Annotated in this window: 1 protein-coding gene; it reads right to left on the bottom strand. The window is 36.7% G+C overall.

Annotated features, from left to right (window positions below):
• Nucleotides 1-471, bottom strand: a 471-nt coding sequence (locus SB689_RS22545) for a TonB-dependent receptor domain-containing protein (RefSeq protein WP_410694313.1), incomplete at both ends; no start/stop codon positions are given.

The following is a 471-nucleotide window of genomic DNA, read 5'->3' as shown; positions in this document are numbered from 1 at the left end:
ATTTAAGAACTTCGCTTCCAAACCTACTTCAACCTCTGTAGATCTTTCTGGTTTTAGATTTGGATTATTTTTAAAGCTGTTTGGATCTACAATTGGAAGATTGCCATAAAGACTTCGGATATTATAAGTATCTGCTAATCTGTAATTATCTATTGTTTTACCAACCTGCGCCCAGTTTCCTCTCACTTTTAGGAAAGAAAGCCAATCTTGCTTGATTAGATTAGACAACACTACAGATCCTGAAATGGATGGATAGAAATAAACATTATTACCGCTCGGTAAGTTAGATGATTTATCAACGCTTCCCGTACCTTCCAAGAAATAAGTATCTTGGTATCCTAAAGATATCTGTCCATATGCTCTTGGCAATGTAAACGTAGCACTATATTCCTGTGTAGGAAATACCTGTCCGGCAGAGTTTCTAATAGCATATAATCCCGGAACAATTAATCCTTCTCCAGTACTACCTGG

Source organism: Chryseobacterium sp. SIMBA_038 (genome assembly GCF_046535115.1).
GTDB lineage: Bacteria > Bacteroidota > Bacteroidia > Flavobacteriales > Weeksellaceae > Chryseobacterium.
The sequence above is the reverse complement of the archived record's forward strand: the minus strand, read 5'-3'. Positions and strand labels throughout refer to the sequence as shown.